Annotated in this window: 26 protein-coding genes; 11 read left to right on the plus strand and 15 right to left on the minus strand. The window is 63.4% G+C overall.

Translation table 11 applies throughout. The annotated features are described in order from the left end of the window. Positions 1–211: 211 nt before the first annotated feature. Both H559_RS19420 and H559_RS0107625 read right to left on the minus strand, forming a co-directional pair. Positions 212–1,327 carry an AI-2E family transporter gene (locus H559_RS19420; RefSeq protein ID WP_051279078.1) on the minus strand — a complete coding sequence of 372 codons (1,116 nt, stop codon included), beginning with the start codon at positions 1,325–1,327 and terminating at the stop codon, positions 212–214. A gap of 140 nt (positions 1,328–1,467) precedes the next feature. Next, positions 1,468–1,770: a hypothetical protein gene (locus H559_RS0107625; protein ID WP_028452215.1), complete on the minus strand. Its 303-nt coding sequence runs from the start codon at positions 1,768–1,770 to the stop codon at positions 1,468–1,470. A 178-nt stretch (positions 1,771–1,948) separates the two neighbouring features. Between H559_RS0107625 and glmS the strand changes: the two genes are divergently transcribed. From glmS to H559_RS0107645, 4 genes are all read left to right on the plus strand, one after another. Continuing rightward, positions 1,949–3,769 carry a glutamine--fructose-6-phosphate transaminase (isomerizing) gene (glmS, locus tag H559_RS0107630; protein WP_028452216.1) on the plus strand — a complete coding sequence of 607 codons (1,821 nt, stop codon included), beginning with the start codon at positions 1,949–1,951 and terminating at the stop codon, positions 3,767–3,769. Between the two features lie 81 nt (positions 3,770–3,850). Further along, positions 3,851–5,287, plus strand: coding sequence for an alkaline phosphatase (locus H559_RS0107635; RefSeq protein WP_028452217.1), 1,437 nt, complete (start codon positions 3,851–3,853; stop codon positions 5,285–5,287). A 22-nt stretch (positions 5,288–5,309) separates the two neighbouring features. Continuing rightward, positions 5,310–6,716, plus strand: a complete 1,407-nt coding sequence (locus tag H559_RS0107640; protein WP_028452218.1) for an alkaline phosphatase — start codon at positions 5,310–5,312, stop codon at positions 6,714–6,716. 84 nt (positions 6,717–6,800) lie between these two features. Continuing rightward, the gene (locus H559_RS0107645) at positions 6,801–7,466 is read left to right on the plus strand and encodes a hypothetical protein (protein WP_028452219.1); all 666 of its coding nucleotides are present in this window, start codon (positions 6,801–6,803) and stop codon (positions 7,464–7,466) included. A 107-nt stretch (positions 7,467–7,573) separates the two neighbouring features. Here the strand turns inward: H559_RS0107645 and H559_RS0107650 are convergent, their stop codons facing one another. From H559_RS0107650 to asd, 13 genes are all read right to left on the minus strand, one after another. Next, positions 7,574–8,395, minus strand: coding sequence for a hypothetical protein (locus H559_RS0107650; RefSeq protein ID WP_028452220.1), 822 nt, complete (start codon positions 8,393–8,395; stop codon positions 7,574–7,576). Further along, positions 8,392–9,234 (minus strand): type II secretion system minor pseudopilin, encoded by an 843-nt coding sequence (locus H559_RS0107655; RefSeq protein WP_028452221.1) that lies wholly within the window; start codon positions 9,232–9,234, stop codon positions 8,392–8,394. Before H559_RS0107655 ends, H559_RS0107650 begins: the two co-directional genes overlap by 4 nt. Next, a complete protein-coding gene (locus H559_RS0107660) occupies positions 9,231–9,737 on the minus strand; it encodes a PulJ/GspJ family protein (protein ID WP_028452222.1) in 507 nt (168 codons plus the stop codon). The genes H559_RS0107655 and H559_RS0107660 overlap by 4 nt, the downstream gene beginning before the upstream one ends. Further along, positions 9,724–10,098 carry a type II secretion system minor pseudopilin GspI gene (gspI, locus tag H559_RS0107665; protein WP_028452223.1) on the minus strand — a complete coding sequence of 125 codons (375 nt, stop codon included), beginning with the start codon at positions 10,096–10,098 and terminating at the stop codon, positions 9,724–9,726. The genes H559_RS0107660 and gspI overlap by 14 nt, the downstream gene beginning before the upstream one ends. Then, complete coding sequence (locus H559_RS21595) at positions 10,082–10,579, minus strand: GspH/FimT family pseudopilin (RefSeq protein ID WP_051279080.1); 498 nt, start codon at positions 10,577–10,579, stop codon at positions 10,082–10,084. The genes gspI and H559_RS21595 overlap by 17 nt, the downstream gene beginning before the upstream one ends. A gap of 2 nt (positions 10,580–10,581) precedes the next feature. Beyond that, the gene (gene gspG, locus H559_RS0107675) at positions 10,582–11,115 is read right to left on the minus strand and encodes a type II secretion system major pseudopilin GspG (RefSeq protein ID WP_081412931.1); all 534 of its coding nucleotides are present in this window, start codon (positions 11,113–11,115) and stop codon (positions 10,582–10,584) included. After that, positions 11,115–12,359 carry a type II secretion system F family protein gene (locus tag H559_RS0107680; protein ID WP_028452225.1) on the minus strand — a complete coding sequence of 415 codons (1,245 nt, stop codon included), beginning with the start codon at positions 12,357–12,359 and terminating at the stop codon, positions 11,115–11,117. The genes gspG and H559_RS0107680 overlap by 1 nt, the downstream gene beginning before the upstream one ends. A gap of 35 nt (positions 12,360–12,394) precedes the next feature. Beyond that, positions 12,395–13,045 (minus strand): type II secretion system protein N, encoded by a 651-nt coding sequence (gene gspN / locus H559_RS0107685; protein WP_162143306.1) that lies wholly within the window; start codon positions 13,043–13,045, stop codon positions 12,395–12,397. Then, the gene (locus H559_RS0107690; protein WP_028452227.1) at positions 13,042–14,019 is read right to left on the minus strand and encodes a hypothetical protein; all 978 of its coding nucleotides are present in this window, start codon (positions 14,017–14,019) and stop codon (positions 13,042–13,044) included. Before H559_RS0107690 ends, gspN begins: the two co-directional genes overlap by 4 nt. Further along, on the minus strand, positions 14,019–15,398 hold the full coding sequence (locus H559_RS0107695) for a GspE/PulE family protein (RefSeq protein ID WP_155845333.1): 1,380 nt from the start codon (positions 15,396–15,398) through the stop codon (positions 14,019–14,021). Before H559_RS0107695 ends, H559_RS0107690 begins: the two co-directional genes overlap by 1 nt. Then, the gene (locus H559_RS0107700) at positions 15,395–15,766 is read right to left on the minus strand and encodes a hypothetical protein (RefSeq protein WP_028452229.1); all 372 of its coding nucleotides are present in this window, start codon (positions 15,764–15,766) and stop codon (positions 15,395–15,397) included. The genes H559_RS0107695 and H559_RS0107700 overlap by 4 nt, the downstream gene beginning before the upstream one ends. Continuing rightward, positions 15,763–17,754, minus strand: coding sequence for a type II secretion system secretin GspD (gene gspD / locus H559_RS19430; RefSeq protein WP_051279082.1), 1,992 nt, complete (start codon positions 17,752–17,754; stop codon positions 15,763–15,765). The genes H559_RS0107700 and gspD overlap by 4 nt, the downstream gene beginning before the upstream one ends. Positions 17,755–18,002: 248 nt before the next feature. Beyond that, a complete protein-coding gene (asd, locus tag H559_RS0107710; RefSeq protein ID WP_028452230.1) occupies positions 18,003–19,112 on the minus strand; it encodes an aspartate-semialdehyde dehydrogenase in 1,110 nt (369 codons plus the stop codon). Between the two features lie 315 nt (positions 19,113–19,427). On the opposite strand from asd, the gene dtd reads away from it, so the two are divergent. From dtd to H559_RS19445, 7 genes are all read left to right on the plus strand, one after another. After that, positions 19,428–19,880, plus strand: a complete 453-nt coding sequence (dtd, locus tag H559_RS0107715; RefSeq protein WP_028452231.1) for a D-aminoacyl-tRNA deacylase — start codon at positions 19,428–19,430, stop codon at positions 19,878–19,880. Then, a complete protein-coding gene (locus H559_RS0107720; protein ID WP_028452232.1) occupies positions 19,881–20,822 on the plus strand; it encodes a serine/threonine-protein kinase in 942 nt (313 codons plus the stop codon). Between the two features lie 12 nt (positions 20,823–20,834). Further along, a complete protein-coding gene (locus H559_RS0107725) occupies positions 20,835–21,815 on the plus strand; it encodes a hypothetical protein (RefSeq protein WP_028452233.1) in 981 nt (326 codons plus the stop codon). After that, complete coding sequence (locus tag H559_RS19435) at positions 21,808–23,106, plus strand: adenylosuccinate synthetase (RefSeq protein ID WP_051279084.1); 1,299 nt, start codon at positions 21,808–21,810, stop codon at positions 23,104–23,106. The genes H559_RS0107725 and H559_RS19435 overlap by 8 nt, the downstream gene beginning before the upstream one ends. 143 nt (positions 23,107–23,249) lie before the next feature. Then, positions 23,250–24,338: a phospholipase A gene (locus H559_RS19440; RefSeq protein ID WP_162143307.1), complete on the plus strand. Its 1,089-nt coding sequence runs from the start codon at positions 23,250–23,252 to the stop codon at positions 24,336–24,338. A 112-nt stretch (positions 24,339–24,450) separates the two neighbouring features. Continuing rightward, the gene (locus tag H559_RS0107740) at positions 24,451–25,002 is read left to right on the plus strand and encodes an isochorismatase family protein (protein ID WP_028452234.1); all 552 of its coding nucleotides are present in this window, start codon (positions 24,451–24,453) and stop codon (positions 25,000–25,002) included. Continuing rightward, positions 25,002–25,952: a GlxA family transcriptional regulator gene (locus tag H559_RS19445; RefSeq protein WP_034640171.1), complete on the plus strand. Its 951-nt coding sequence runs from the start codon at positions 25,002–25,004 to the stop codon at positions 25,950–25,952. The genes H559_RS0107740 and H559_RS19445 overlap by 1 nt, the downstream gene beginning before the upstream one ends. The last annotated feature ends 32 nt before the right edge of the window (positions 25,953–25,984 follow it).

Here is a 25,984-nt window from a genome sequence, read left to right on the forward strand (position 1 = left end):
TGCAGGCGCAGAAAACCGGCCATGTGCATCCAGCAGCACACAGGCCACCGCACAGGAAACGGCCTGCGCAGCACGTTCGGTCAGGTGTGTGGGGAATCGGCCGGAAGAGCAGGTCAAACGCTTCCGCATCCGGGCGGCAGGAGCCCCCCCCCATCCAGACAAAAGCCCCGGATTGCCGGGGCTTTTGTCTGGGCAGGCTGCCTGATGCAGTTCAGCGCGCAGCGTCCTCGTCACCGCTGCCGGAGGATGCCGGCGGAGCCTGCAGCTGCGGCGTGTTCGGAATGGCATCGAAGAGCCACCCTTTCGCAATGGCGTAGCAGACGGCCAGCAGGGTTGGTCCGAGGAACACCCCCAGAATGCCCATCGAAGCGGCGCCGCCGAGCACGCCGAACATGATCAGGGCAAAGGGCAGATCGCTGTTCTTGCCGATCAGCAGGGGTTTCACGACGTTGTCCGCACTGCCGACAATACCGACCATCCAGACCGCCACAAAAATGGCCCAGCCCGGCGAACCGCCATGATAAAGCCATGCCGCGACCGGCAGGCCCAGCAGCGATGGTCCGCCAGGCAGGACAGAAAGGAAGCAGCTGGCAAAGCCGAAGGTCGCCGCATTGGGAACACCGGCAATCAGGTAGCCGACATAGGCGAGTGCGCCCTGCACCAGTGCGGTACCGACAAAGCCGTTCACCACGCCACGGATCGACGAGCCGGCAATATGCAGCAGCTCGTTGCCGCGCCGCCCGGCGAGCTTGGTCATCAGCGCCCTCAGCCAGCACAGCAGCGTTTCGCCTTCCAGATACAGCACCAGCGCAATCAGGAGACTCAGCCCCAGCTCCAGCACCCCCCGCCCCAGCGTTCCCAGCAGGCCGAGCAGGAAAGACGCGACCGGCGACACGTACTCGCGCACCTTGGCCAGCAGTTCCGGATCACCGGAGCCAAGCAACGCCCAGTATTTACTGATCTGGCTGCCGACAAAAGGCAGCTTGACCAGCCAGCCGGGCAATTCCGGCCAGCCATGCGAAAAGGCATCGCGCACCCGCACGACCGTTGCACCGGCCTGCTCGACAAACTGGCTGCCGCCCACGATCAGCGGCACCAGCAGCAGGCAGGTCATCAGCAGAAGCATCAGCAAGGCGGCGATCAGGCTGCGGCCACCACACCAGCGCCGCACATGCAGATAAGGTTGCCAGGTTACCAGCACCAGAATGGCGGCCCAGATGATGGCCCCCAGGAACGGGCGCATCACCTGCCAGGCCATGGCAAACAGCAGCAGAATGCCCAGGAGGCCAAGCGCCGGATTGATGAGTTCGGAAGTTTTGATTCGCATCACGCAGCACCATGAATACACGTGCTGCAAGCATAACGGAATCAGCAGTATGGTGCCGCATCTATCCTTGTGACAGCAACGCGGCTTCCGGGGAAAGGCAGGCCAGCGTCCGGTTCAACCAGCATGCCTGTCGCCGCAAATCAGATGGCACCGTGCCTGGATAGCCGCCGGGCACGCGCAGCCATTTCACCGAGGATGCCGGCAATCTGGCGCCGCACCGCCGGGTCGTCCACAGTGAGGAAATAACGGTTCAGCATGTCATGCACATCGCGGGCCAGCAGGAAGAGCACCTCCTTTTCCGGCAGCGTGGCCACACGCAGGTAGTCGTGAATTTCGGCGACGATGTGATCCGACAATTCGTCAGGCAAACGGGCTGGCGCGGTCAGTATGCGGTCATACAGGCGGATGCCGACCACTCCCATTGCCAGTAGCTGCAAAGCCATGATGCGCTCCTGCTCTTTGATATTTCACTCTAGAAAGCACTGCGGTGCTTGCCATCGCCGTCCGTCGAGCGGCGCCGCGCATCATTTTTCCAGCGTTCTAAGGTGTTGCAGTTATCGCACTGCAACATGAAGCAACGTATAAACAGGGCACTATAAATCCACCCTGGAGAAACCGATCATGTGCGGCATTGTTGGCGCTCTTTCCAATCGCAATGTGGTCCCGATGCTGCTGGCGGGGCTGGAACTGCTGGAGTATCGCGGCTACGATTCCAGCGGCCTTGGGCTTTTGGCCGGCGGACAGCTGCAGCGCATCCGCGTCAAGGGCCGCGTGAGCGAACTGGCCCGCGCCAGCGCAGATGCCAGCGCCCCCATCGGCATCGCGCACACCCGCTGGGCCACGCACGGTGAACCCAGCGAGGCTAATGCGCACCCGCATCTGGGCGGCGACACCATTCTGGTCGTCCATAACGGCATCATCGAAAACCATGCCCAACTGAAGGCCCGGCTGATGACGGCCGGCTACACCTTCACCTCGGAAACCGACACCGAAGTCGTCGCCCACCTGATCCACGCCGAACTGCAGCGCAGCCAGAACCTGCTGGCCGCCGTGCAGGCAAGCGTCGCGCAGCTGGAAGGCGCCTACGCACTGGGCATTGCCAGCACTACCGCACCCGACACGCTGATCTGCGTGCGCAAGGGCAGCCCGCTGGTGCTCGGCAGCGGTTTTCACGAATTTTTCTTCGCCTCCGACATCGCCGCACTACTGCCCTTTACCCAGCGCATCACGCATCTGGAAGAAGGCGATCTGGCGGTCATCACGCAGGACAGGGCACAGATCTACGACGCCGCCGGCCAGCCGGTGGAGCGGCCATGCCGCACGCTCGACATCAGCCCGGAATCCACCGACCTTGGCCATTATCGCCACTACATGCAGAAGGAAATCGCCGAGCAGCCGGCTGCGCTGGCCAGCACGCTGGAACGTGCACTGCAACTCGGCTTCCAGCCCGCGCTGTTCGGCCCGCAGGCCGAAGCCATTTTCAGCCAGCTGCGCCATGTGCGCATTCTCGCCTGCGGCTCGAGCTACCATGCCGGCCTCGTCGCGCAATACTGGATCGAAGAAATGAGCGATCTGGCGGTGAGCGTCGATATCGCCAGCGAATACCGCTACCGCCAGGCGCGCGAACCGGACCACACGCTGATCGTCGCCATTTCGCAGTCCGGTGAAACCGCCGACCTGCTCGCCGCCGTCCGTTCCGCGCGCGAGCGCGGCAATGTCAGCGTGCTGGCGATCTGCAATGTGCCGCACTCCTCGCTGACCCGCGAAGCCGACATGGTGGCACTGACCTATGCCGGCATCGAAATCGGCGTTGCCTCGACCAAGGCCTTCATCACGCAACTGGCCGTGCTCTTCACGCTGGCCGCCACCTTTGCACAACAGCAGCAGCGCATCAGCCGTGAAACGCTGCAGCACTACCAGCATGCCCTCACGCGCCTGCCGCAATGGTGCAGCGACACGCTGGCGCTGGAGAACGAAATCAGCCAGTGGGCACACGAACTCAGCCATGCCGCACACGCCCTCTTCCTCGGCCGCCACCAGTTGTTCCCGATTGCGCTGGAAGGCGCACTCAAACTCAAGGAAATCGCCTACATCCATGCCGAAGGCTACGCCGCCGGTGAACTCAAGCACGGACCACTGGCACTCGTCGACGAAACCATGCCGGTGATCGTCTGCATGCGCAACGACCGGCTGACCGAAAAGGTCCTGAGCAATCTGCGCGAAGTCGAAGCACGCGGCGGACAGATTTACCTGATCGGCGAACCCGGTGCGGCCGCACTGGCGCCTTTCGCCCACCGCGTACTGGAAATCCCCGGCAGTGGCGACCTGGCAGCCATCCTGATGACGCTGCCGCTGCAGTTGCTGGCTTATCACACCGCCTGCCGCAAGGGCACCGATGTCGACAAGCCACGGAACCTGGCCAAAAGTGTGACGGTTGAATAAATCACGATATTGTCATAAAGCAGCCAAAAATCCGTAAGAATCGAGGCGTATCGTCGGCTTCCTCTAAACAGGGAGATTTCAATGAAACGCCTCATCGTAGCAACATTGATTGCTACCGCTCTGTCCGGTTGCGGTGGCTCAAGCTCAAACAATCAGGGTCCAACGCCCACCCCCACCCCGGCACCTACCGCCAAGAAGAACGTCATCTTCTTCCTTGGCGACGGCATGGGAATGACAACACTGACCGCAGCGCGGATTTACGCAGTGGGCGAAGATGGCGAACTGACCATCGATACACTGCCGGAAACCGCGTTCGTGAAAACATTTTCCAATGACGCGCAAGTCACCGACTCTGCACCGTCAATGGCGGCCTACATGACTGGCGTGAAGATGAACAACGAAGTCATCTCGATGAGCCAGGATACTGTTGCCAAAGAGCCGACAGCCGATCTGACATCGAACTGTGGCAGCAGCAATGGCAAGCCGGTACAAACCCTGCTGGAAATCGCCAAGGCTGGCGGCTATGGTACGGGCGTTGTTACCAGCACGCGCGTGACCCATGCCACCCCGGCTGCGACTTACGCCCACATCTGTCATCGCGACGCTGAAAACGACATCGCCGCCCAGTTCGTTCCGGGTGGTGCGGGCTTCAACACGGCGCTGGGGGATGGCGTCGATGTGCTGTTTGGCGGTGGCCGCCAGTTCTTCCAGCCGAAAACCGCAGGTGGCAAGCGTGCCGACGGGCGTGACCTGATCGCAGAACTGCAAGCCAAGGGTTACAGCTACGCGGCCGACAAGGCTGCCTTCGACAAGCTTGATCCGGCCAAGCCGGGCAAGATGGTCGGTCTCTTTACTGCCAGCCACATGAGCTATGACCTTGACCGTGATGCCGCCAAGGAACCCAGCCTTGCCGACATGACAACCAAGGCCATTCAAGCCCTGCAGCAAAATCCGAAGGGCTTTTTCCTGATGGTTGAAGGCGGCCGCATCGATCATGCCCTGCACGAAACCACCGCGAAGAAAGCACTGCAGGATTCGGTGGCTTTCGACAGTGCCATCAAGGCAGCAATTGCGGAAGTCAAGAAGACCGATCCTGATCTGAAAAACACGCTGATCGTCGTTACCGCCGACCATGACCATACCCTGGTACTGAACGGCTATGCGGCGCGCACCGGCAAGTCGCAAGCCGGCAAGCCTGGCGTGCTGGGCCTGCTGCGCAATTACACCGACGGCCAGATCGCCAAGGACAGCGACGGCATGCCCTACACCATCATCGGCTTCGGCAACGGCGAAAACCGCGTTGCCGGCGACCGCAAGAGCGTAGCCGCCCTGAGCGACGATGCCGTATTTGCCAATACCTATCACCAGGAAGCAGCCATTCCGGTTGGTGTCGGCAGTGAAACCCACGGGGGTACCGATGTGTTCCTTGGCGCGATCGGCAGGAATGCCGACCTGTTCGCCGGCACCATCGACAACACCAAGGTATTTGGCCTGATTCGCCAGGCAAGCGGCTTCTGACCGGTTTAAAAGGATAAAGACAATGAAAAAGACCCTGATGGCAACTGCCTGCCTGCTGGCCCTGAGTCAAGGCGCCCAGGCAGCCGGTGAAGCCAAGAACGTGATTTTCTTCCTCGGCGATGGCATGGGCCCGACTACTGTCACCGCAGCCCGCATCTACAAGTACAAGGAAGAAGGCTTCCTGAATCTGGAAGTCCTCGACGGCAAGGCGCGCACTGCCCGCGTCAAGACCTACTCCAATGATGCCCAGACGACCGACTCGGCCCCCTCGATGGCCGCCTACATGACCGGCGTGAAGATGAACAATGAAGTCATCTCGATGTCGCCGGACACCAAGGCTGCCGATGCCAGCGGCAAGGCCTACCTGAATGGCAAGGATGCCACCTGCCCGGCCGATAATGGCAAGCCGGTCGACACCATTCTGGAAATCGCCAAGAGCAAGGGCAAGGCCGTCGGCGCGGTCACCACGACAACAGTTACACATGCCACTCCGGCTGCGACCTATGCCCATGTCTGCCATCGCGATGCCGAAAATACCATCGCGGCACAGGCTGTTCCCGGTGGCGCAGGCTACAACGCCAAACTGGGCGATGGCCTGGATGTGCTGCTGGGTGGCGGTACGCGCTACTTCAAGCCCAAGGCTGCCGGCGGTGACCGCACCGATGGCCGCGACCTGATCGCCGAAATGAAAACCAAGGGTTACGCCTTTGCCGGGACAGGCAGCGAGCTGAATGCGATCGACGCCAAGAAGACCGCCAAGCTCTTCGGTCTTTTCAACAGCAGCCACCTGAACTACGAACTGGATCGCGTGAAGAACAAGATCGATGAACCCAGCTTGAAGGACATGACGCTGAAGGCCATCGACGTACTTGGCCAGAACAAGAATGGCTTCTTCCTAATGGTCGAAGGCGGCCGTATCGACCATGCGCTGCACGGCACCAATGCCAAGCGCGTACTGGATGACACGATTGCCTTCGACGATGCCATCAAGGCCGCGCTGGATGAAATGCAGAAGCGCGACCCGGGGCTGGCCAATACGCTGATCGTTGTCACTGCCGATCACGACCACACCATGACTTTCAACGGATATGGCAAGCGCGGCAGCAACATTCTCGGTACCGTGAAGAACTACAAGGATGGCACCGAAATGAAGGACAAGGATGGCAAGAACTACACCACCCTGGTGTTTGGCAACGGCCCGAACCGCCCTGCCACACGCACCAACCTAGTCGAAGGCGCAGCCGACAAGACGCAGGTGCTGCATGACGACTATCTGCAGGAAACAGCCGTCAAGCTCTCGTCCGAAACCCATGGCGGTGGCGATGTGAAGCTGTTTGCCGCCGGTGCAGGCTCCGCAGCCAAGACCTTCAAGGGCACCATCGACAACACCAAGGTCTTTGGTCTGGTGAAGTCTGCCTTCGGTTTCTGATTGCCAGGCACGGTCATCTGCCTCAAGCAGTAATCCATTCTGGCGCAGCCTCCGGGCTGCGCCTTTTCATCATTGAGCCAGTCCATGAAAAAAACACTGTTCGTTATCCTTTCCGCATTGCCATTCCCGCTGCTTGCGGCGCCGCCGCTGTCTGCCACCCTCACCTATGAAAGCAAAACCCTGACGTCGGATGGCGTACTCAAGCAAACCCGCTTCCAGGAAAAGCTGATCCGCAGCGATCAGGCGGTCTGGACCCAGCGCCTCATACCCAAGGGCGCGCCGCAACACAACCATGCCGAGGATGATCACGGCCACAAGCACAATCTGAATTTTGCACTGGACGGGAAGTTGATCGATCGCGATGCGAAGGGCACCTTGCGCCTGCGTTATGTTCGCAGCGAGGACAAGACCATCATCGAGCCACGCCCGACCGAATACGGCATGATGGGCTTTGACGGTTCCTGGGAGCATGCCTACTACCTGCTGGATCGCAATGATCTGAAAAAGATGAAGGCACTGGACAGGGCGGCGCCGGCCAACAGCCGCTGGTATGAACTGCGCAACCCACAACGCTATACGCTGGTGCTGTGGGACAGCCGGCTCGAGTTGCCGCGCAGCATTGAAACCGGCAACAGCAATGGCACGTTCAGCAATCGCATCACGATCGAGCCGGGAACGGCACCAGGAACACTCCCCTGGCAGACCCTGCAAGGCTATCGCACCATTGCCTACGAGGACCTGCTCGACTGAAGCGCAATTCGCTGGCCAAGTATTTAATAAATCATATGTATATTGCTGCACAGCTTATTCATAAAAGGCTGCAGCAATATACCCTAGCAATTACTTCTTCCCGCATCTCAGTTCCCCTGAATCAGCAGGCCGTATTTCTGTCCGCCACGCCGCAATTGCAAGCGCGTTTGCGCCGAATTGGTCACGGACTGGATCAGCAGCGATATGTCCTGCCGCTGCCGCAGCGGCTGCTCATTGATCGTTTCAATGATGTCTCCAGGCTGCAGTCCAAGATCGCCCAGCAAGCGATTGGCCTTCTGCAACCGCAGGCCGGGATTGGCCTCGGTGAGCCAGGAACTCCAGTCGCTGAGATTGATATCCCCGATGGTTGCCAGCAAGTCACTGCGCGAAACCGTGTGAGCGGGCAGCATCGGCAGCTTCCCTGCGGCGGCCGACGCTGCCGGAGCCGGCTCCGACGCGCGCGGGGCCTCTGTTGCCGCACTCGGCACCAGGCCAGCCCGCAAGGGCAACTCCTGCCCGCCTTCGAGGATCAGACGGTCCCGTTCGATCGCCTGCACGATGATGCCCTCGTTGTCGCCCGGCCGCAGAACGATGGCCTTGCCATCGCGCAGTGCCAATGCAAACGGCTGCGGTCCTGCTACCAGCGCACGCAGCTCCAGTCCGCCGATTGCGCTCGCCACAGCTTGCGCCTCGTCCACACCGCTTGCCGCGTCAGCCTGTGCGGCACCAAACCAGCTGTGGCGGATGCTGATGCTGCGTAGCGGTTGCGGAGCACGCAACTGGCCGCCCTGGGCGGCAAGCGCCCAGAACCAGATCAGCTTCACTGCCAGCAAGAGCAGCAGGAAAGCCCCCAGGCGGTTAAGCCAGCGCCCCCAGTCAAGCGCTGGCAGGCGCGGCAGAATGCGGTGGATTCGGGGCAACAACATCATGGCAGACTACTCTCGGTCGGGAATTGGTCAAGAATGGCAGGCACCGGCCTGGCACGATCAAGCAGGTAGTTTTCGCTGAGGCGTATCTGCCCGAGCTCCACGTCGATACGGGCTACCACATAGCGCGAACTCACACCCAGAGGCCAGCGGGCTGGCTCGGCACAGGCACAGGCCAGCTGGAAATCCGCCAGCGTTTCGAAGCGGCGCAGACTGGTCAGCCAGCCCTGTGCGGTACTGGCGGACAAGCCCGGCTGCACGACCGCCAGCAACTCCGGCTGCGCGAAATTGATATTGACGGGGCTGTCTTCGGGCAGCCATGTCAGCACAGGGCGCAGGCGCTGAATGTCGGCACTGCTGATGCCGGCTTCGGCCAGGAGACCAGGCAGACGCAAGGGAGAGGGCCGCCTCCCCGGCAACAAGGGCAGCAGCACGTCAAGCCGGCAAGATACGCCAAGACGTGTGCAGATTTCGCTCAATATCTGCTTGCGCTCCAGACGTATCCCCCCCGACTCATCCAGCAGCATCGACAGATTCAAGCGCCCCTGTTCATCGCTGATCTGGCCGCGTGCCCGGGCGCTGTCGACATTGATTGCCGGCGAAGGCAGAGTCCAGATTTCGCTGCGGTCATCAATCTGGCTGCGGGCGGCATCATCGCGCAGGGTAAGACGCGCGAGGTCCAGTGCGGAGCGCGCAATACTGCGCGTCATGGCCAGATCCTGCTGGTTGCCGATCTGCCGCAGCCACAGCGATTGCCGCCACATGAGCCAGGACACGCCGGTGGCAATCAGCGCGGCAATCACCATTGCGACAACAATCGCCAGTCCACGCTGCGACCTCATCGCAGTACCACCCATCGCTCGTAACTGCGTGGCGGGCTATCCGGATAGCGGCCGGGAACGGAAACCTGATAGCGCACAGCCAGCGGAGCCGACGCCTCGTGCCACTCCCCCTGCCACTGCTGGCGGGCGTCCAGATAGGCCAGTTGCCAGTCACGCGCCGGAGCCAGCATCTCCACCTCGCTGGCATCACGCACCCGCCAGTAACCCTGCGCCACCCCATGCTCCAGTCGCTCGGGGCCGCGCTCGATCGCCACCTGGCTTGCGTCGCCACTGACCCGGTCGGCGTGGCGCAGGCCATCCGCGAACAGCTCCATCGCGGCATTGAGACGCTGCCAGTTTTCGACCTCGGCCTCGGTCGCGGCCAGATGGCTCTGGATGCGATTCAGCCCGCTAAAGGCCAGCGTCGACAACACCGCCATCACGGCCAGCCCGACCAGCAATTCCAGCAGCGTGAAGCCGGCACAAGGCAGCGCCAAGTGATGCCGGAAGTCAGCGCGGGACATTGGATACATACCCGGTCAGCCGGGCCAGCGCATAGTCGCTACCCGGAACGTGCACGCGCAAATCGACGCGGCGAAAACTGTAATTGGGCGTAGCGCTGACGTCCTGCTCCCAGACCAGTTCGATGTCCCCCTGCCGCACCGTGCCACTGCTGCTGCCCACCTCGGGCAAGACCGCAGCAACGGTCAGCTCGGCCAGGCGGTTTTCCGCCACCCACAGGGCGACGGTACGCATGCGCAAGTTTGCCGCACCGTCGATGCCTGCCAGCACCGCCTTGCTGCCGGCAGCAAAGGCAATGGCGATGATGGCGAGCGCCACCAGTACCTCCAGCAGGGTGAAGCCGCGTTCAGCCTTCACGCACATCAACACCTCCCAGCCGGGTGCCACAGAGCTGGCGACGGCTGCCTGCCTCATGCCGCAGGCTGATGCAAAAACGTGGCGTAATGCCCTGCGGGCGGTAAATGATCTTCTCGCCCTCCAGCCCCGCGCGACCTTCCAGCAGCAGACCTTCCAGACGCATGCCTTCGGGGAGGCGGCGCGGACGCAGGGTCTCTCCTTCAATCAGCGCCCAGTCCGGCCCCTGCCAGCGCCAGAATCGGTATTGCTGGCCGGCAAAGCTGACAGCAATCACCTGCGCGCTCTGGATCGATTCAATGCGCGCCTGCCGCAGCAGCAGTTCCAGTCGCCGGCTTTCCTCAGCCAGCTGTTGCGCCGGCGAAGGCAGCAGGCGGGGAGCAAGCAGACTGCCAAGAATGGCAATGATGGCCATGACCACCAAGACTTCCAGCAGTGTCATGCCGCAGACATGCTTGCGCATGCCATCCCGTCGCGTACTCGTGCGCATGCTCACTCCTCCCAGCTGCCCAGATCAGCCGCATGCCCCTCGCCGCCACGCCGGCCGTCACTGCCCAGAGTCATGATGTCGATTTCGCCCATGAGGCCGGGATTCAGATAGACATAGGGCTGCCCCCAGGGATCACGCGGCATGCGCTCGAGATAGCCACCGGGCTTCCAGTTGGGCGGCTGCGGCGCGGCTTCCGGTTTTTTCACCAGTGCTTCCAGCCCCTGCGCGGCACTGGGATAGGCGCCATTGTCGAGTTTGTAAAGCCGCAAGGCCTGCACGATGGTCTGCATGTCGGCGCGAGCGGCCTGCACGCGTGCCTGGTCGGGCTTGTCAATCAGGCGTGGCGCAACAATCGACACCAGCAGCGCGAGGATCAGCAGCACCACCAGCAATTCCAGCAGGGTGAAACCGCGACTGCCCACACCACCCTTGCAGGCTTCGGATTGCGCTGCGGCGAGTTTGCGCGTGCAACCCTGTTGATCGCGAGCAGGCTTGCTCCTGCGGCTTGAAACATCACCTGGCCGACTTAATCGCATCAGCGCACCATTTCGTTGATCTCGAACACCGGCATCAGGATGGCCAGCACGATGAACAGCACCAGCAATCCCATCACCAGCACCAGTGCAGGTCCCAGCAGACTGGTCAGCACGTTCACACGCTCTTCCAGTTCGCGGTTCATCTGCTGGCTGGAACGCTCCAGCATCGCCGGCAGCTCGCCGGTTGCCTCGCCACTGCGCACCATGTGGATCAGCACTGCAGGGAAGAGGCAGCTGGCAGCCAGTGCGCGCGACAGCAGCACGCCCCCCTGCACGTCCTGCGTCACCTTGCGGATGCCGGCCTGCAGATAGCGGTTGGCAATCACGTCACCGGCAGCCTCCAGTGCGGTAAGAATACCCACGCCGCTGCGAGTGAGAATGGCGAGCGTGCTGGCAAAACGTGCGGTATCGGAAAGGCGCAGCAGACGCCCGAACAGCGGCAGGCGCAGGAGCGCGCCCGACCAGCGCAGCGCCAGCTCGCGCGAGCGGCGCACGCTGGTACCAGCCAGTATGCCGGCCAGCAGGCTGCCCGCCAGCAGCGGTACGCCCCAGTCACGCAGCCCGCCACTGACCGCCATCAGAATGCGCGTTGGCAGCGGCAGCACGCCACGCTGGGCAAACACCCCCACCATCTGCGGCACCACCCAGAGCATGAGGCCGGAAACGATCAGCAAGGACACGACCGCCACGACGGCCGGGTAGACCAGCGCGGCCAGCACCTTGCTTTCCGTTGCGCCACGCGCCTCGAAATGCTCGGCCAGCTTGTCCATCACCTGCGGCAGCCGGCCGGACAGCTCGCCGGCGTGGATCACCGCGCGGCACAGCGCGGGAAAGCGCGCGCCGCCGGGCTGGCCGTGGGCATGCCCCGCAAAGGCCTGCGCCAACGTGGCACCGCCACGAATGGCCTCGCGCATCGCAGCCGCCTGCTGCCGGGTCTGCGCATCCTCGTCGTCATCGGCCAGCACCACCAGCGCCTGCTCGACGGTGAGGCCCGATTGCAGGAGCGAGGCCAGCTGGCGCACATAGCGCGTCACCTGCCGCTGGCCAAGCCGCGCCGGACTGCGTGCAATGAGCGTGCCATCACCGCGTGCGGGGGTCAGCCGCGTCACCCACAGCCCCTGGCGCACGGCAGCCGCGCGCGCCTGTTCTGCATCGCTGGCAACCAGCTTCAGCCGGACTTCCTGCCCCTGGGCATCCAGCGCGTCCACGCGCCACCAGCCGCTGCTGCGAGCGACCGGCAACATACCCCTTAACCCATCCAGCATCGAACCCAATTTCTTCAAAGGCTCCACGTCATTACCCCCGAGGCGTAGCCCATACCCTGCAGGAGGGCCGTGCCGGCCGGCGACGCGGCCTGCAGGCTGAGACTCCCCTTGCGGCCCTGTCCCGTACCGCTCAGCGCCAGCGGCGAGCCGGGTACGGCGCTGACCGTCCAGCGGTCGCCCTGCAACTGCACCGTGCAGGCACCCAGCGACAACGGCGCGCCATTGCGCACGATCTGCAAGCCCTGCAAACGCAGGCCCAGTGGCTGGCCGGGCCGCCAGTCGTCAACCCCTGCCAGCAGCTCGCCGTCAAGACGCAGATCGTTCAGCAATTGCTGCTGGCTGGCCAGCGGGGCCAGCGGCAGTTGCAGGCGGGCATCACGTACGCGCACTCCACTGTGATCCAGTACCAGCAGAGCACGATTTCCACCCGCCGCTTCCAGCTGCCAGCGCAGTTCGCCCCGCAGCAGGCCGGCGGCATCCCAGCGCCAGTGCACATCCTGCAGCAGGCGCACGCCGCCGACACCCAGCGCGCTGGCACGCCCCTGCCAGTGCGAACCGCTCAGGCCATCGGCCTGAACCTCGGGCAGCGCGTACAACCACAGTGGCGGGATCAGCAGCAAGAGGCTCGACACGCCTGCCAGACTCCAGAACAGCAGGCGTTTCATCGTGCCGCCCGCCATTCCCAGCGCAAGGGGCTGGACTGGTAAGGTTCACCCAGCGTTTGTCGCAGCGTCTGCTCATCGGCCGGCGCCAGCGGCGCGGCAAGCTGCAGAATCAGGCGATCCGTACCTGCCTCCAGCTTTTCAATCTGGGTATTGGCTGGCAGCCCTTGATTCAGTTTGGCCAGCAGCGCCATACCTTCAGGCAACCAGCCCTGCTTCGCGCGCAGTTGCAGCACCGGATCGCTGACCGTTACTCCCGGCTGGCGTGCCTGCACCAGCGCCATCGCCGTTGCTCGCGCCTCACGGGCAGCAAGACTGGCGCGCAGCCAGGCACAGCCCTCCAGCACGGCGAGCGCAGCGCACAGCAGCAGGCACCACAGCGCCAGCACGCGCCAGGGAAAGGGCTGGCGTGGCGTACGGTGCGAGGCCGCTGAGCTGGCAGGCAAGAGCCAGTCATGCCAGTGCGGGCGGGCCAGTGTGGCGGCCCAATCCTGCGACTGATAGGCCGGCGGCAATGGCAAGTCGTCCGCAGCCTGCACGACACCCCACTCGCCCGGCGCGCGGCACAGGATGAGCTGCGCACCGACCCGGCATGCCTCGCCGGCCAGCAGGGTCGCTCCCAGCGGCACGCGTGGCAGATCGGCAGGTGGGACATCGGTAGATGGCAGGGCGGCGGGCGCGTCGATGCCAAAACCCGGCGCGGGCAGGCAGACACAATGCCTGCCCGCCGCTTCGACCACGCCCAGCGGCACGGCCGTGATGCCCTGCGCCAGCAGGGCGTTATTCAGTAGCGTCGCGCGCTGGGCCGGCTTGTGCGGTGGCAGCGCCAGCGGCAGTACAAGCATGGGCTGGTGCAGCACGCGCTCGCTGTCGGGTGGCAGCGCGGCCCAGTCGCTGGCGATGCCATCGGCGACCACGATTTCATCCAGCAGGCGCGCCCAGCGCAAGACGCCATCATGGGCAAGGATGTGCAGCATCAGTCCTCCTGCATGCCGGTCACGCGCAGCACTTCCTCGCGCGCGGTCACGCCCTGGGCGACCAGTACGGCCGCCTGCTCGGCCAGCGTGCGCATCTGCAACTGCTGGCGGGCATGGGCCAGCATGTCATCGTCGCTGCGGCCGTCATGGATCATGCGGCGCAAACCCGCATCCAGCCCCAGCCACTCATACACGCCGACGCGGCCGCGATAGCCGGTCTGGCGGCATTCCGGGCAACCGCGCCCGCGCTGACCGCCGGCAAACAGCGGATCGGGCGCGGCGCAGGCCGGACAGTTGCGGCGCACGAGGCGCTGCGCCAGCACGCCGGTGAGCGAGGACGCCAGCAGGAAGGGCTCGACGCCCATGTCGAGCAGGCGCGAGATCGCGCCCACGGCGGTATTGGTGTGCAGCGTGGCCAGCACCAGATGGCCGGTCAGCGAGGCCTGCACGGCGATTTGTGCCGTTTCGCGGTCGCGGATTTCGCCGATCATCACCACGTCGGGGTCCTGGCGCAGGATGGCGCGCAGGGCGCGGGCAAAGCTCATGTCGATGCGCGGCATGACGGCGGTCTGCGCAATGCCGGGCAGGTCGTATTCGACCGGATCTTCGACGGTCATGATGTTCCGTGCCCCCACATCCAGCCCCGCCAGTGCGGCGTACAGTGTGGTGGTCTTGCCCGATCCGGTCGGGCCGGTAACCAGCAGGAGGCCATGCGGGCGATCCAGCGCCTGCGCCAGTGCCGTCAGAATGTCGGCGGGGATGCCTACGGCATCGAGCCCGCGCCGCTCCTGCGCAGGGTCAAGCAGGCGCATCACCGCACGCTCGCCATGCGCCGTCGGCAGCGTGGAGAGACGGATATCCAGATTCAGGCGGCTTTCGCGCAGCAGGATGCGGCCATCCTGCGGCAGGCGGCGTTCGGCGATGTCAAGCTCGGCCATGATCTTCAGCCTTGAGAGCAAGCCCGCATGCGCACTGCGCCGCAAAGTGGCCAGCTCGCGCAGCTGGCCATCCACGCGCAGGCGGATGACGGTGCCGCTTTCATAGGGCTCGACGTGCACATCCGAGGCGCGCTCGGCGCTGGCGCGTGCCAGCAGGTCGGCCACATAGCGCGCCATCGGCGAATTATCGTCCAGCGCGGCCTGGCCTTCCTCGTCCGGATTGTCGGGCAGACCGGCCAGTTCCGGCAGCGCCGCGTCCACGCTATGCGCGAGCGCGGCAAACTCGGCGGCCGGCAGCACAGCCTGCAGCCGCACCGGCAAACCGTGGCGCGCCGCCAGCACATCGAGTTCGCGCGGATCAAACCCTTCGCAGGCCGTGACCAGGAGGTAATCGCCGGCCGGCTGCCAGCGCAGTTGCGCCCCATCCAGGACCACACTCATCGCAGCAGCTCCATGTCCACATCGACCAGCCCCGGCCCGCTGCGCGTCAGCGTCACGCGCGCCGGGCGCGTCCGGGCCAGCACGGCGCTAACGGTGCTGGCGGCAGCGCTGGACGCCTGCAGGCGCCAGCGGCCATTGACTTCCGTCAACGTTGCGCCGGACAGATTGCCGGGCAACTCACCAACCGGCAGCGTTGCCGGCGCAGGAGGAGCGGCCAGCCACATGCGCACCTCGGCCAGCTCGCCGGCTGCAAGCCGGGCATCGCGCTCGACAGCTTCGCGCTGCTCGCGCAGCGCCAGCACCAGCATGAGCGCCGCCAGCAGCAGCAGAATCAGCATACGCGGGCTGGCCGCACTGAACCACTTCATTGCGGCACGCCCGGCGTGACAGGCAATTGCACAGCGGGTACATCCGGCAGCGCCGAACGACCGCGAATCTTGTCGGAATACTCGCCCTGCTGCGTGCGCAGCTGCTGGTAGCGCTGATTGGTGATGGTGCTGGCCGTCAGGCTGTCACGCACCACCATGGGCCGCAGGAATACCACCAGATTGGTGCGACTGTAGCCGCGCTGCTCGTTGCGGAACAGAAAGCCACCACCGGGAATGTCGCCCAGAAAGGGCACCTTGGATTGCGTATTGACGATTTTTTCTTCCAGCAGGCCACCCAGCGTCACCATCTGCCCATCCTGCACCAGCACGCGGGTTCTCACCTCGCGCTTGCGCGTGGCGATGCCGGCATTGCCGGTCTGCACGGTAGGATCGATGGCCGAGACTTCCTGCTCGATGTTCAGCGTGATCGTGCCGCCTTCAGACACCTGCGGGCGCACCTTGAGCATCACGCCGACATCCTTGCGCTCGACGGTGATAAAGGGGTTGGGATTCGAGCCGGTTGAAGGCTGCGAACCGGTAATGATGGGGATGTTCTGGCCGACCTGGATCTTGGCTTCTTCGTTGTCCAGCATCATCAGCGTCGGCGCTGACAGCACATTGCCGAGGCCATCCTGCTCCAGCGCGCTGGCGATCAGTCCGATCGAGGGGAGATTGTTCTTGTTGTTCGGGTCGCCGTTGAACAGGCCCAGTGTCATGCCGTTGGGAATGCCGGACGGATCCTTGTTGGCGGCAGCAGTCAGCAGATTGCCAAGATTGCTCTTCCCCGTACCCATGGCAATCGCACCCAGTGCGGACACATCGCCCAGTCCGCCGAACAGCCACTGGAAGCCCAGTTCGCCGGCGCGATCGGTATTGATTTCGGCAATCATGGCCTCGACAAAGACCTGCGCCCGACGCACGTCCAGCGCCTCGATCGCGAGTTTCAGGGACTGGAATACCGCTTCCGGCGCAGAAATCAGCAGTGCGTTATTGCTGGTATCGGCCTGGATCGACACCGGCAGGCCGTCGAGCTGGCCCGAGATGGCCACGCCGGCAGAGCCGGACTGTGCACCTTCCTTGCCGGGTGTGCTACCACTGCTGCTGAGATTGGTCACGCGAGCACCAATCACGCCGCGCAGCGTTTCCACGAGACGGGAAGCATCGGCATTTTTCAGGTAGATAACTCGGAAGTTATTGCTGGCCTCTGGCTGATCCAGGGCATCTACCAGACGGCGGATTTCCTTGCCATGTGCCAGCGAAATCGCCCTGATGACCAGGGTATTGCTTGCCGCATCCGGAACGATCACCGAACGACGAGCCCCATCATTGGGCGGCAGCGTGCTGCTGGCGCCCTGTACAGCCACTTCCGGCATTACCTTGGCAATCAATCCGGCCAGAGTCACCGCAGAAGCATGCCGCGCTTTCAGCATGAAGATTTCGTTGCTTTCCGGGGCTTCCAGCGCATCGACCATTTTCGAAAGCCGGGCCACATTGTCGGCATAGTCGGTGATGATCAATGAATTGTCGCCGGGTGATGCAGCAAGTGCCCCGCTCGTACTCACAAACGGACGCAAGGCCTCGACAAGACGAGGCGCAGAATTGTTATTGATACGCACCAGCTGGGTAATGACCCGGTTGCCCTTGCCCGCTCTGCCATCACGCAGCACCGGCCCTGCCTGCTGCTTGGCATCGGCATCCGGCACGATGCGCAGGACAACGCCGTCATCCAGAGCGGTCAGCCCCTGACTGCGCAGGGCGGACAGAAACAGCTGGTAGGCCTCGGCCGAGTCAAGCGGGCGGGAAGAGATGACATTCAGCGTACCCTTGGCTTTCGGGTCGATCACCACGTTGCGGTGAGTCAGTTCGGCCAGCACTTTTGCTGCCTGCTCAAGATCGAGATTGACGAAATTGAGCAGCATGCCGTCACTGGCGGCCTGCGCCAGCGAGGCACAAAGCATCAAGCTGAGCAGGAGATTATTGATTTTCATGAAGTCAGGCTATACGGCAGGTACTTTGCACCTTGCCGCCGATTTGTAACAAGCCTTTGACTATAACAAGCGAATATTACAGTTTGGTGCCAAGTCCCGGGGAGGTTCATTACTCGAACCTTCATCTATGGATACGGGCCGGCAGCAGGGGACAGCAATGGACAGCCTCACGCACGGCGCTTAGCCCCCCTTCCGGACACAACAAAAAGGACGCCTGCGGCGTCCTTTTTGTTGTTGGCAAGACTGGCTTACTGCTTTTCGAGCAGAATGCGCAGCATGCGGCGCAGCGGTTCGGCCGCGCCCCACAGCAGCTGGTCGCCGATCACGAAGGCGGAGAGGTAGTCGCCGCCCATGTTCAGCTTGCGTACACGGCCGACACCGATCTGCAGGCCACCGGTGATGGACGCCGGGGTCAGTTCCTTCACGGTGATTTCGCGGTCGTTCGGTACCCACTTCACCCAGTCGTTGCCCGACTTGATGATGGCTTCGATTTCCGCCAGCGGCAGGTCTTTCTTCAGCTTGATGGTCAGTGCCAGCGAATGGCAGCGCATTGCGCCGATGCGCACGCACAGGCCATCAACCGGAATGGTGGCATCCGTGCCGAGGATCTTGTTCACTTCGGCCTGGCCCTTCCATTCTTCCTTGGACTGGCCGTTGTCGAGCTGCTTGTCGATCCACGGGATCAGGCCGCCGGCGAGCGGTGCGCCGAAGAATTCGGTCGGCACGTCTTCGCGGATGGTTTTCGCCACCTTGCGGTCGATGTCCAGAATGGCGGAAGCGGGGGTTGCCAGCTCGTCGGCGACCGCGCCATGCACCACGCCCATGCCCTTCAGCAGTTCGCGCATGTGGTTGGCACCGCCGCCGGATGCGGCCTGGTAGGTCATCGAGGAAACCCACTCGACCAGCCCTTCGCGGAACAGCCCGCCCATGCCCATCAGCATGATGGAGTTGGTACAGTTGCCGCCGATGTAATTCTTGATGCCCTTGGCAAGCGCCGCATCGATTACGTTGCGGTTGACCGGATCAAGGATGATCACGGCGTCGTCGTCCATGCGCATGGTGGAAGCCGCATCGATCCAGTAGCCAGCCCAGCCGGCTGCGCGCAGTTGCGGGTAGATCTCCGACGTGTAGTCACCGCCCTGGCAGGAAATGATGACGTCCATTTCTTTCAGGTCGGCAATCGACTTGGCATCCTTCAGCGTACCGGCATCCTTGCCGAAATTCGGCGCGGCCTGACCGGCTTGCGAGGTGGTGAAAAACACCGGGTCGATGACATCGAAATCCTTTTCTTCCTGCATGCGCTGCATGAGCACCGAGCCCACCATGCCGCGCCAGCCGACGAGACCTACACGTTTCATTGCCGCATTCCTCATTTCAGTACAATTTTCAAAAGCAAATACTTTTTCTGACCCCCCGATAGTAGAGAAAACCCGCAGGCAATGCCAGTGCCGGAAAAATCGGTTACAGCCACGCGGGAACACGAGGGATTTGCAGGCAGGCAAAACCCGGCAAGGCAATGAGTATATTGCTACAGCCATTCATTTTAAAAGGCTACAAGGCAATAGATAGTCATGTATATATGAATGGCGCCAGCCTGCGTCGCCCCGCTTGCTGACCTGCAGCTTTCTTTCCGCTAGGATGCCGGACTGGACTGAAAGCAGGGAAGAACCGGGATGCGAGTACTGTTACAACGCGTCAGCGCGGCGCGCGTCGAGGTCGCTGGCGAAACCAGCGGCGAAATCGGCGCCGGCCTGCTGGTGCTGGCCGGCATTGAAGAAGCCGATACCGCGGCCGATCTGGCGTGGATGGCCGGCAAGGTCTGCAATTTGCGCGTGTTCGAAGACGAGGCCGGCGTAATGAACCGCTCGGTGCTGGATACCGGCGGCCAGATTCTGGCCGTGTCGCAATTCACCCTCTTTGGCAGCTACAAAAAGGGCAACCGCCCGAGCTGGGGTCGAGCCGCTCCCGGCCAAATCTCGCAGCCAATGTTCGAAGCCTTTGTTGCGGAGCTCGCAGCCAAACTGGGCAAACCGGTGCCGACCGGCGTGTTTGGCGCGGAAATGCATGTTCACCTGGTCAACGATGGACCGGTAACGCTGATGCTGGATTCGAAGGATCCGCAATAGATGAGCGACTTTCTGGCACTGGTCTGTCCGCAGTGTGGTGGTGCGCTGCCGCAGCAGGCGGCCTGGCGCCGCGTGGCCTGCCCGTATTGCCATGTACTGGTCACGCGCAATCCGTCGCTGGTCGAGCGCAGCCATTTTCAGGCAGCGCTGCGCAGGCAAGCAGCCGAGCATGCGCGGCTGAATCCCGAATTCGTGCTCGAGGGCGCGCCGTGCCGGCTGATTGCGCCGCTGGGATCGGGCGAAACGGCCAGCATCTGGCAGGCCGAGCGCCTGACGGCCTACCCGGAGCGCATCACGCTGAAGATTGCGCACGATGCCAGCGGCGCGGCACAACTGGACGCCGAAGCACAGCACCTGCAGAACCTGCTCGCACGCGATGGCCCCGGCAGCGCGTATTACAGCCGGCGCATCCCGCAACTGGTGGCACAAGGGCAGTATCAGGGCCGGCGCGTGCTGGCCTGGCGTGTACCACCGGGTTACTGGGGCAGCATGGCGGCGGTGCTGCGTCATCAGCCCGCCGGCATCCGGTCTGAGCATGCGGTGTGGATCTGGCGACGCGTGCTCGACATTCTGGGCTATCTGCACAACAACGGGCTGGCGCACGGCGCCTTGAGCGCTGATCACTGGCTGGTGCAGCCGCGCGACCACGGCGTGATGCTGATCGGCTGGCGCCATCTGCACTCGGCCGAGCCTTCGGATGCAGCGCGCGATCTGCAGCAAAGCGCGTGGACCATTCGCCAGCTGCTCAATCCGTCTGACACAGAGCCCCCCGCCTTGCGCGCCGACCTGCCCGCACCGCTGGCGGATTTGCTGGCCAGCGCCAGCGACTACGCATGGTGCCGCAGCACCACGGCCCCCGCGCTGGATGCCTTGCTGAAAGACCGGGCGCGACAGGCATTTGGTCCGCCGCGCTTCATTCCCTTTTCCCCAACCCGCTTCTGACAAGGACTTGCCATGGGTTACGGTAATTACTCGCACGCTGCGCACTCCGCGCTGATCGCCGACCGCGCACACCAGTCGCGTGATGAAGTCTTCGCCCAGACACAGTGCCACGCACTGATGAATCCGCAGGGGCTGAAAGTGCGCGAAGCGCGTGACAGTGCCGACCATCCAGATTCGGTGCCAATTGCCTTTGCACTCGATGTCACCGGCTCGATGGGTCACATCCCCGATCTGCTTGCACGGCAGGAACTGCCGGGGTTCATGAAACTGCTGCAGGATTTCGGCATCGCGCACCCGCAACTGCTGTTCATGGCGATTGGTGATGCCACCAGCGACGATGCGCCACTGCAGGTCGGCCAGTTCGAATCGACCGCCGAGCTGATGGATCAGTGGCTGACCTGGAGCTACCTCGAAGGCGGCGGCGGCGGCCAGAACCACGAGAGCTACGAGCTGGCTTTCTATATTGCCGCCCAGCACACCGACCACGATCACTGGAATCAGCGCGGCAAGAAGGGCTATCTGTTTCTGACCGGCGACGAGCTGCCCTACCCCTATGTGTCGAAGCATCAGGTCGGCAGCCTGATCGGCGACCAGCTCGACGAAGACCTGCCGATTGCCGAGGTGATTGCCGCCGCCGCCGAGCGCTACCACCTGTACTTCCTGATTCCGGCGCTCAACCGGCGCGAAAATTGCGAAAAACCGTGGCGGCAGTTGCTGGGCGACCATGTGATCTGCCTGGAAGACCCGCAGGACACCTGCGCCGTCGCCGCCGCGCTGATCGCGCAGAACGAAGGCGTACTCAGCGGTGCCGACCGCATTGCTCAGGCGCTTTCCGCCAGCGGCATGCCCGGCGAGCGCATTGGCGCAGTCATCCGTGCTGTCGAAGGCAGCACTTCGCTGTTCGCCGCCGGCGACCAGGATGCCGCACAGGCGCACGACAGCCCCGGCGCACCGGCCAAGCCCACTTCGTGGTGGAAAAAACTGTTTGGCTGAGACGGTAACGCCCCGGCTGCTGACGGTATTCGGGCTGGGCTTTGGCGATTGCGGCAAGGGGCGCTTTGTCGACGCGCTCGCAGCCCGGCTCGACGCGCACACCGTCGTGCGCTACAACGGTGGCGGTCAGGCCGGTCATACCGTGGTGCTGGATGACGGCCGCAGCCACATCTTTGCGCAGTTTGCTGCGGCCAGCTTCCTTCCCGGCGTGCATACCGTGCTCGCCGCCCCCTTTGTCCTGCATCCCGGCGGCATGCTGCACGAAGCCGCGCTGCTGGCCGGAAAAGGCTGCCCGCCACTGTGGCCACGCCTGCTCATCGACGCGGCCTGCCGCGTCACTACCCCCTGGCTGCAGGCCGCCGGGCGCTGGCGCGAACTCCGCCGCGGCACCGCGGCGCATGGCAGCTGCGGCATCGGCTTTGGTGCCACGGTTGAATTGTCGCTCACCCAGCCGGACGCCAGCCTGAGCTATGGCGAGCTGCTCGACTCAACCGTAACGCTGGCCAAACTGCAGCGCCAGCGCGAGCTGCTGCAAGACGAATTTGCCGGCGACGAACGCTTCGCCACGGAACTCGCCGCACTGCTGGATATCGCCCTGCCCCGGCGCTGGCTGCGGCAGGTGCGCGAACTCCTCGCGATCAGCCCGCCCGCCAGCCCTGCGCAGATCAGCCGGCAACTGCAGCGGCCCGGCCACGTCATTTTCGAGGGAGCGCAGGGCATGCTGCTGGATGAGCACTACGGCTTCCATCCGCACACTACCTGGAGCAGCACCGGCCCGCAGGCCGCCGCCCAAGTCGCGCGGCACTACGGACTCGACGAACCGCATGCGCATTACGGTGCGCTGCGCAGCTACTTCACCCGTCACGGCGCGGGGCCGCTGCCCAGCGAAGACCCGGCGCTGGACGTACTGGCCGAGCCACACAATGCCGACACCGGCTGGCAGGGCCGCTTTCGCCGCGGCCATTTCGACGCAGTACTGCTGCACTACGCCCTGGCCTGCGCCGGCACAGTCGACGGCCTGCTGCTCAGCCATGCCGATGCACTGGATCGCGCTACGATCAACTGGTGCGACGCCTACGAGATCGACGGGCAGCGCCAGCAGACACTCCCCGTTCCAGCGACACTCAACGAGCAGGCCGCACTTACCAATCTGCTGCAACATGCACGCCTGGCAGCCTGTGAACGGATTGCGGATTGCAAGGCGCTGATTGAGCGTCTGGAATCCAGCTTCAGCCTGCAGCTTATTGCCAGCAGCGACGGTGCGGAGCGCAGCGCTTTGCACTGGTGGTGAAACTCCGCCGGCATCAGGACGAACTGTGCAAATCCGGAAATTTGCAGTGAATGTTGCAGCAGGATGAGGAATTCACACGGCGTTGCAATCAGGTCCCGCAGCACCGCTATGATGGATGCCTGTGCAGATTGCAGGGGTGGATGATGAAAAAGATGCTGATACTGGCCGGCCTGTTTGGCGCCGGCGCGCACGCGGCGGATCTGGCGACTTGCCAGCGCATTCGCGACAATGGCGAGCGGCTCGCCTGCTATGACGCACTGGCACGCGAGGACAGCACGGCGAAGCTCGCGAAAAACGAGCCTGATACAACCGCCATCCTGCCGCAGCCAGCGACTACGGAAACACCGCTTGCCGCGATCACCCCGGAAGAACAGGCGCCCATCCTCGCCGGGGCTGGCCTAGGCAAACAGGGGGATGCGTTTTCGCAGCGCTGGGAGCTTGATGCCTCTGATCAGAAAGGCATTTTCAACATCAGGCCACACATGCCGGTGTATCTGCTGCCCGTCTCGTGGCGGCAGAATGTGAATCGCCAGCCCTGCTCGAGCAATCCGCGCAATTGCGCCAGCGCCCCGGAAGACAGCTACAAGAATATCGAAGCCAAATTCCAGCTCTCTTTCAAAACCAAACTGTGGGAAGACGCCCTGGGGTCGGATATCGACCTGTGGGCCGCCTATACCCAGCAGAGCTACTGGCAGGTGTACGACACAGAAAACTCGTCGCCTTTCCGCGAAACGGATTACCAGCCGGAAGTCTGGGCCACCATTCCCGTGCAGTGGGGACCGCAATGGCTGCAGCTGCGAATGATCAATCTTGGCCTCGTGCATCAGTCCAATGGCCAGACGCTGCCGCTGTCGCGTTCATGGAACCGGGCCTATGCCAGTTTCGGGCTGACGTCGGGCGATCTCTCGGTCATCGTCAAACCCTGGTGGCGCCTGCCCGAAGACGCAGCCGACGACGACAACCCCGACATCAGTGATTACAGCGGGCGGCTGGAAACGCTCTGGGTCTACCCCTGGCGCGACCATCTCTTCTCGCTGACCTGGCGCAACAATCTGAAGTTTGCGTCCGCCACGCCGAACCGCTCGTACTGGCAATTCGAATGGGCATTCCCGCTGGCGGGCAGCCTGCACGGCTATGTCCAGGCCTTTGATGGCTGGGGCGATTCGCTGCAGAACTACAACTTCAGAAATCGCGGCATCAGCGCCGGCATTTCACTGGTGAACTGGCAGTGAGCTCCCGGCAATACAATGTCGCCTTTTATCCTAATCAAGTCCATAACCGTTATTTTTAAAAGGCCATGACACAAATAGACTGGTCGTACTTTAACCCAACAAGGAAACCGTCATGGCCAGTGCATTGCTTGTAATCGACGTCCAGCAATCGTTCGAACATCTGCCCTTCTGGTCAGAAGATGACCTGCCGGCCTATCAGGCCGCCCAAACGGCGCTGATCCAGGGCTGCCGCGCCCGTCGCGTGCCGGTGGTGCAGGTGTTCCACCACAACCTCGCAAGCGATTCGCTCTTCAACCCGGCCAACGGGCGGTGCGTCGCACAGGACTGGCTGCCCAAGGAACACGACCATCGCGTGGTCAAGCACGTGCATAACGCGCTCACCGACAGCGGGCTGGACGTGTGGCTGCGCCGGCAGGGGGTTGATCACCTGATCATCAGCGGCATGCGCACCGAGCAGTGCTGTGAAACGACCGCACGAGTGGCCAGCGACCTGGGTTACCGCGTCGATTTCGTCAGCGAAGCCACCCTGACCTTTGCCATGCGCCATCCCGACGGCCGCGAGTTCAGTGCGGCCGAGATCAGGGCACGCACCGAACTGGTACTCGACGGCCGCTTCGCCCGGGTGTGCACCGTGGCCGAGTGTCTTGAATCACTGGAGCACTGATGCCGCGCGACGTGTGGTTCGTCTTGCCCGCCGGCACCTTGCTGCTCGATCTGGCCGGGCCGGCGGAAGTGTTCCGGCTGGCTGGTGGCGGGCATTACCGGCTGCACTTTGCCGCAGCGCAGACGGAGCTCGCCAGCAGCGTCGGACTGCAGTTCACGCAGCTCGCGCCGCTGCCGGTCTCACCGGCAGAGGGTTCACTGCTGCTGATTCCCGGCTGCCAGAGCCAGGCAGACCGGGTGGATGACGTCGCGCTGGTCCACTGGCTGGCCGGGCTGCGCGATGCACCTGTCGAATTTGCCAGCGTCTGCGCCGGCGCGTTTTTCCTGGGCGCAGCCGGCCTGCTCGATGGGCGGCGCTGCACGACGCATTTCTCGCTGACCGACGCGCTGGCGCGCCGCTTTCCGCGGGCGCAGGTCGAAGCCGAACGGCTGTTTGTGCATGATGCGCCGGTGCTGAGCAGCGCCGGCATCAGCTCGGGCATCGATCTGGCACTGGACATCGTTGCGCGCGATTGCGGGCCGGTCATCGCCTGCGAGGTCGCCCGGCAGGCCGTGCTCTATTTCAGGCGCGGCAGCAATGACCCGCAACTCTCTCCCTGGCTGGCACACCGCAACCACCTCCATCCCGGGGTTCATCGCACCCAGCAGGCCATGGCAGAACGGCCCGAGGAGCGCTGGAGCAGCGCGGAGCTGGCGGCACTGGCCCACGTCGGCCCGCGCCAGCTGCAGCGCCTGTTCGCCGAACACGCCGGCATCTCGCCGAAAAGCTACCTGACTCGTCTGCGCATGGCGCGGGCGCGCCAGTTGCTGGCTGACACGCAGCTCCCGATCGAGCGGATTGCCGAACAGTGCGGCTACGCCAGCGCCCGCGAGTTCCGTCATGCCTGGGCACAGCAGTGCGAGCACAGCCCGGCCGAGTGGCGGGCGATGCCTGTGCCACCGGGCTTCTGAACGGCATCTGTACCGGTTTTTTTCACATCTCA

Origin of the sequence: Chitinilyticum aquatile DSM 21506 (assembly GCF_000430805.1) — a bacterium.
Taxonomy (GTDB): Bacteria; Pseudomonadota; Gammaproteobacteria; order Burkholderiales; family Chitinibacteraceae; genus Chitinilyticum; species Chitinilyticum aquatile.